Genomic DNA, 6,780 nt, shown 5'->3' with positions numbered 1-6,780 from the left:
GGCGCAACGTAGGGAGCATAGCCTTAGCTATGTGACCGGAGTTGCAACGCAGCAGGGTGACTGTCAACTTAGTCAGAAAATATGATTTCATTTGTTTAACTACTTAGTTGCAAGCCAAAAAACCTTGATATTATTCAGGAAAATATCCCTTCATAACGCAATTATGTCTGTCGGATTACCTTTTAACGGTGGATAGTTTGGATTGAAGCTGGTTCAACTTTAATAGAAACTTGGCCGAATAGAAACTTGGCCAAATAGAAACTTGGCCGCTATCAAGCAATCTAATTCAAAACTGTTATTTAATGAAACGATAGTAATGCTTAGCCAATTGATCACAAACCGTTCCATTATTCTATTGGTTAATTTCTTTCAGATTTTGTAAAAGCATCTATAATTGCTAAATTAAATCACTCATTGATGTAGCGAGTACTTACCTTGATCAATTTTAAATCCTCTTTACTATCCTACGCTGTTGCTCTTTTCAGTCTGCCTGTTATAGCCAGTAACAGTTATGATTCCTTTATCGGTGATGCCAAAATTGATGGCAAAGTCCAAACCGTTTTTTTCAACGATAAAAACACCTCTGCTAATACCACCTCCGGTGCATGGACGGGCGCAGTGTGGCTTAATGCCCAAACTGGCTACCTGGCTGACTTTCTCAATATTGGCGGGTCAGCCTATCGTGTAGCAAAACTGGAGATGAAGTCAGGCAACCAGGGTTCCAGTGAACTGCTGAATGCCGATAAAGAAGGCTTCGGCAAGCTTGGGCAGGCATGGGTCGACTTCAAACTGCCAGAAAGCTATGAAGGCGTCTCAGCCGATGTCAAAATTGGCCGCCAGCTGGTTGAAACCGGCCTGATTTCCATTTCCGGCTCGCGCTCCGTACCCAGCAGCTGGCAGGGTGTGGATGCCTCTGTAAATATGGATAACTTCAATGGCAAGATCGCCTGGGTCAACGAAGTGTCCGAAAGAACCCAGTCCGGCTTTCATCATATAGTGAATGCCGAAAATGAACAGATCGACTGGATCGTCGGTATGCAATTGGGCTACACCTTCGATTTGGCCAATCAACGAAGCCTTGAGCTGCAATACAACAACGGCCTGGCCCGAAAGTACGTTAATGCGCACAATGGCAATGTCATCTTTACCACGCCACTGCACAACGACTCCACACTCACCCTGACCGGGATGTACTACTACAGCAAGCAGGATGGTGATCTCTGGAACTGGACAAGCACTAATGCCCCCTTCGAGGATAAAGCCCAGTCTGGCAACCTCAATGCCGTTTTGGAACACGGTCCGTGGACATTAAATGCTGGCGTCACTTACACAAAGGCGAAAACCTCCAGTAGTAATCAGCAAAATGGCTACCAGACCATCGGCAATTACGATTATAACTTGGGATCCAATACCGAGGGAGCATACAATGTCCCCAGCAATGCCATCTATTCCTCCTTCAACTTTGATAAGGAAACCGCCTGGATGGTTGGTGCGGAGTATGACTTCAGCTCTATGGGTATCAACGGATTATCTCTTGGCTATAACTATATTTATGGTTCAGGCATGAAGGCTCGACATATAGCCAGCAATACCGAGCAGGATGTTAATGAATCCGAGAGCGACCTGACACTGACCTACAAACTTAGCCAACCGGAGTTGAAAGGTCTGCAATTGAAAGTGGAATATGCCTATTACAAGAACAGTGATGCCTTTTATAACGCAACTGGTCAAAATGAAGCCAGAGACTTGCGTGCGTGGTTAAGTTATAGCTTCGCAATCTAAAATAAAAGCCTTGAACCACAAAGACACAAAGGCACGAAGGAAAAGAAAAGCTTTTCTTTGTGGCTTTGTGCCTTTGTGGTTCCTATTCTTTTCGGGGCAATTTCTTGGTCAAGGCCAAATTTAGTGGATAAATTGTGCGAGCCAGATCTTATTGCTTCCTCTGTATGTTAAGTGGCGGTTGGGCTCCAGGATTTGCTGTCAGCGTGGGAACCCTTATCTTATCAGGCGCGATGTACAGGGGAGGTATGCATTCCCACTTACTGTAGACATTAAGCATCTATCAATTAATTCCCGAAACAAAAGCTTTGAACCCCGAATCGCACAAAGAAGAGCTTTTCTTTTACTTTGTGCTCTTTGTGTGCTTTGTGGTTCCAATTCAAGACCCGCAACATTTCGACACGCCAGGGTGAACGGAAATCGGGAACTTATTAAAAGACAATTCCCGAGTGCATTCCCACGCAGAACATGGGAACGAGCGGCAGGTTTCATTTTTTGCCTGAGGACGATACGTCTTCCGTCTGAGCCACAGCCTTGCGGGAGTCTTCGCGCACGCTGGACAACCAGTCTTTCGCCAAAGCCAAATCGGATTCTGTGACCTCGGAATCATCGACACTACAGAACCCTAGTTTATCCCGCATAATCTCACGACAATGCTCAGCCACTTTTTCAGCCAGCTTGTCGTTTTTGCCTGCCTGAGCGCACATCTCTGCTACGCCCCGATCGGCATCGCGTTCAGCCTCAGTGCCTTCCTTTTTATTGCTTGCCAGAGCCCGAAAAATAGCATGCGCCTGTCGATCTGTAAGGCTTTTGCCTTTTTCCCAATGATCTGCAGGTGGAATAGACGGAACAACGTCAGTCTTTTTATTGGACTCTGGTACGCTATTGTGCATCCCTTGAAGCGCAGCAGTAGCTGTGGCACTTGTTGATGAAATACCATAATTCATAACGTATTTTCCCTGGTAGTCTAAAAGATTGAGTACGCAACGGACATTAAATATCAAGTCCACCTGATCAGACAAACAACGAACATTAAAGTTCAATTCTTGCCTTTGAGAACTTTGGTACTGCAGGGCGATAGCGCTCCGGCAAGAAAGGTTGTATAAAGAGCGAATTCCCCATGGGTCACTCGATGATCTGCGCAAGGCAACCATCTCGAATTTTGTCATTGTGGTTGGTTGTTTTTAGCAGATTATGCGACGGAGCTATTATACTTATAAAACTCCAGAATCGAGTCAGTAAACACCCGTGCTTGTTAATGCGAAGCCCAGTGGAGTTATCAATGAGGCCTGTACAATTTGGCATTGTGGTTATGTCGATACTTCTGACCGCCTGTAATACCCTACCTGAAGGTCGATGGCAGGAAACCAGCCCAACATCCCCCATCACCCTGGATATCAAAAATAACCGCATTGCCGCCAATGCCGGGTGCAACCGCCTGATGGGTTCAGTCAAAATGCAGGGTGATCAGCTGATCGTAGGCCAACTCGCCAGTACACTCATGATGTGTCACGGTGAAGATGCCAAAAAGGAAGAGGCCCTGAAACAGCTATTGGGTGATAAACCCAGGGTTCAGATGTCAGATGATCAACTGATACTCAGTACCAACACTTCCAGCTATACCTTTAAAAAGCAGCCCAATATGGAAGATGGCGTGACCCGCTTTATTTATGTCGCTCCCGAAAAGGCACCCTGCACTGGCTTAGGCCCAATGGAGTGCTTGCAGATTCGTGAGTCTGAAGAGGCCCCCTGGACCCTGTTTTATGACAATATCGAAGGTTTTGAGTTTACCCCGGGAATTGCCTATCGTCTGCGCATCAAAGAGTTTGATCTGCCAAACCCACCAGCGGATGCTTCCGGCAAGCGATGGATACTGGACCTGGTTGTAGAGCAAGAATGGGTTGACAATCAGTAGACTTCCTTCCCCCCTGAACAGATAACCAGCCATAAACTCAATGCTGCTGATGACAGTTATAAGTTGTAGTTATTGTCCTGAAATCCCGGGAGATTGTCGGGAACATTCTATTCTTTCTATTGTCCAATACAGGGAAGGGAAAATAATCAGAAATCACACAAATGTGACCATTAAAATATCACAGGTTTAACTATGGACAGACTCAGCTCTTCCCCTCCGACACCCTCCGCTAATACAGGCACAGATTCCGCAGATACTGCGAATAACAGTTATTTTGCTGATCGGAAAATTGAAATTAACCACAAGACAGTTCGTGAAATATGTATTGATTCCCCACCCCCTTTTAACCAGCAAGTAAACACGCTATTCAAGATTGCAGATATTTCCGAGTTTTCCCCAAAACTGGACCGTAAAAACGAGGTGCACGCCTTTAACCTCTGGTTTTTGGGTGAGCACTGCCCAATAGAAGCCCATGATAATAATACAGAGGTGGCGTCAGCCTTTAACATGTGGTCTGTGGGTAAGTACAGTTTATTAGAAATAGAAAAAGGAATAGAAAGGGGAGAAGCAAGGTATATATGCAGCTGCAAGGAAAGGCACGAGGCATATCCGAGACAACTCGTTTCTGGCGTACTCACTGAAAACCGACGTTTGAATGAGGAAACATCTTCAAAAAATGTCAGTGCTCTTTTATCGCTCGCTGCCTGCAATTTGATCGATTCCCAAAGAATGTTAAAGGTGCATGAAGTTCAAGCAGCAGGAAATACCAATAAATCAGTATTAATTACAACAGCCGATCAAAAACGCAAAGAGTCTGAACAACTATTACAAACAGCAAACAGACTGGACCCACTATTAACTCAGAATCAAATAAGATCATGGATTATTCAATACGCTATACATAATAACCTGATTAACAATGCTGGTGATATTGAGAAGATAAAAGATTTCAGAACAACGTTTCAACAAAAATTATCAGACCAGTGGTTCAAGTTGCTTACTGAAAGTGGATTTTATCAAAATACCGAATTATTGGCATATCCGGTAATCCTTGCAGAACAGCTTAATAAAATCACTGGCAAGCTAATCAATGCAAATACATTCTATCCAAAGGTGGCATATGATTCCGCATGTTTGTTATTTTTTAAATATGACTGTCTGTCAACATCACTCTTTGGCAGGGTTTCATTTTTACCTGAACCAGATATAGAACATTACTTCCTGTTCAATGCTTTAACTTCAGCAATTTTTGATGATGAAGCTCATGCAGCTTGTCATAGAAGTGATTTTATGGACAATCTGAAGAGTCAGCTTGAAATCTCCAGATACAACCTCGATACCAACAACTTCGATACCCACAAAACCAAGGCCACAACCAGTTCATTAAAAAGCTGGCGCTGCAATAAGAATTCCAATGAATTCAAGTTGCAGTCAGTATCCGTAAAAACTAAAAAAACAAAACAGGCTGAGAGTACTGCAACCTGGCTTTTGGACGACAACTCCTTTCCAGAACCTGAAAATCTGTTTACTGCATTAGCTACTATCTTCAATGTCATGACCTACCGAAAGCCTGATGATAAAACACGCATTTATAATATGCCAAATCACAAAAAACGGATAACCAGCGCTTATAATATCGTTCATGAGTTTGTTCACAGTACTGTAAAAACACCAAATAAAACCCATGGCTATGGATGCTTTTTACTGGGATGGGTACAAGAGAATCAACTGATTGAAAATTCTTCACCAACGAACGCTGCCTATTTTTATAAGAAAGCAACTGAAAGAGGCTTTTTTATTCCAACAGGTATAAAAGCAGGTGATCTATATGTTGAAGTTGGCGATTATCCCAATGCCTGTCGATGCTATGAAGAGGTATATCATAGATTACAAGCATTGATTGCCTCTGACTCAACAGGGCGAGCACCTGAAGACCAAAGTGGTTATCTTAGTGAATCATTTCAGGATTTCCTGGAATCCAAAATTGCATATTTGAAAATAAGGGCAAAAGATACTGCTTATCTCAGAGAATTAACGCCCGATGAAATCCAGCGATACATCAATGGTGAATACTCATCTCCTCCCACAACGTCTTCAGAATCCGTAAACGTTAGTCTATCCTCTGACTTAACAGTTCAAACCGTAGAATCTGCAAATTTACCCTGTCCCTCAGAACCCTGTTCAAACGTTACTATTATTTCAGGCAATCATGAATCACCTGTTGACGGTTCCCGAGCAAAGCATGAAACACTAATTGAGGGGACAGTCAGTGAATTAAATATTGACTGTTTAGTTGCTAATTGCCAGCCAGATTCACCAAAAAAAGAGTCGAGTAAAGAGAGGAACACGTTTGATTGCAGGCTCAAGGTACGCAAACAGAGCAACCCGGAAGCATTGCAGGCAATAAATTCTCGCAAAAGGCATAAACGTAATTTAATCAGAAATAGACTTACAATAAATTGGTGTGAATCCATCCATAAAGCATTAGCTCTCTTTGCGCAAAGACAAATGCAGTCCATTTATACTCATCAAGACAATATAAAATGGTTTAAAACCAGGATAGACAGGAACCAGAATAAAAATGGTGTTGAAGTACTAAAAGAACATCTGGCATGGGAACATATACACATAGCAGAGCAGTCAAGATTAGAAGGTGTGAATTTAGAGCCACCAGAGATTAAAGAGCATCTGAATACAGCCAGAGACCTGCTACTTGACAATATTATTAGAAAAACCGGTATTCAATACAAAGAATTACCGAAACCAGAAAAATTTGAATCAGATGTATTAGAAATTATTCAATCGGTCAGCCATAGCTTGAAACCTGTCGAAATTGCCGAGTGGCTGTTTGGCATCGTATGTCAGGCAAGAAGTCTTGGGCATGTTTTCAGTACGTTCAAAATGCTCTACCCGGGAAATCAGAAAATCATCTCATTGCACCGGGGATGGTTTTCATTGAAACGTTTATACAACACGCCCTGGGAGGCTGTCCGAGAATAGACTGCCCTACTGCGGTTGCGATCATTGAAGCCTGCCGTAATTAGCCAGAAATTGCATAATGCCAATGCCTTTTTGGAACTGAATGG

4 protein-coding genes are annotated in these 6,780 nt (G+C 43.1%); 3 read left to right on the top strand and 1 reads right to left on the bottom strand.

The genetic code is table 11. From position 1 onward, the window contains the following. Positions 1 to 435: 435 nt before the first annotated feature. Positions 436 to 1,782, top strand: coding sequence for an OprD family porin (locus KDK14_RS16035; protein WP_257266183.1), 1,347 nt, complete (start codon positions 436 to 438; stop codon positions 1,780 to 1,782). A 485-nt stretch (positions 1,783 to 2,267) separates the two neighbouring features. Here the strand turns inward: KDK14_RS16035 and KDK14_RS16030 are convergent, their stop codons facing one another. Continuing rightward, positions 2,268 to 2,726: a hypothetical protein gene (locus KDK14_RS16030; RefSeq protein ID WP_257266182.1), complete on the bottom strand. Its 459-nt coding sequence runs from the start codon at positions 2,724 to 2,726 to the stop codon at positions 2,268 to 2,270. Between the two features lie 335 nt (positions 2,727 to 3,061). Here KDK14_RS16030 and KDK14_RS16025 point away from each other — a divergent pair, with 335 nt between their 5' ends. Both KDK14_RS16025 and KDK14_RS16020 read left to right on the top strand, forming a co-directional pair. Beyond that, a complete protein-coding gene (locus tag KDK14_RS16025) occupies positions 3,062 to 3,694 on the top strand; it encodes an META and DUF4377 domain-containing protein (RefSeq protein ID WP_257266181.1) in 633 nt (210 codons plus the stop codon). 192 nt (positions 3,695 to 3,886) lie between these two features. Continuing rightward, positions 3,887 to 6,694, top strand: coding sequence for a hypothetical protein (locus KDK14_RS16020; protein ID WP_257266180.1), 2,808 nt, complete (start codon positions 3,887 to 3,889; stop codon positions 6,692 to 6,694). The last annotated feature ends 86 nt before the right edge of the window (positions 6,695 to 6,780 follow it).

The sequence above is a fragment of the Endozoicomonas sp. ONNA2 genome, assembly GCF_024606365.1.
Lineage (GTDB): Bacteria > Pseudomonadota > Gammaproteobacteria > Pseudomonadales > Endozoicomonadaceae > Endozoicomonas.
Note: the sequence above shows the minus strand (reverse complement) of the source record. Positions and strands in the feature narration are given on the sequence as shown.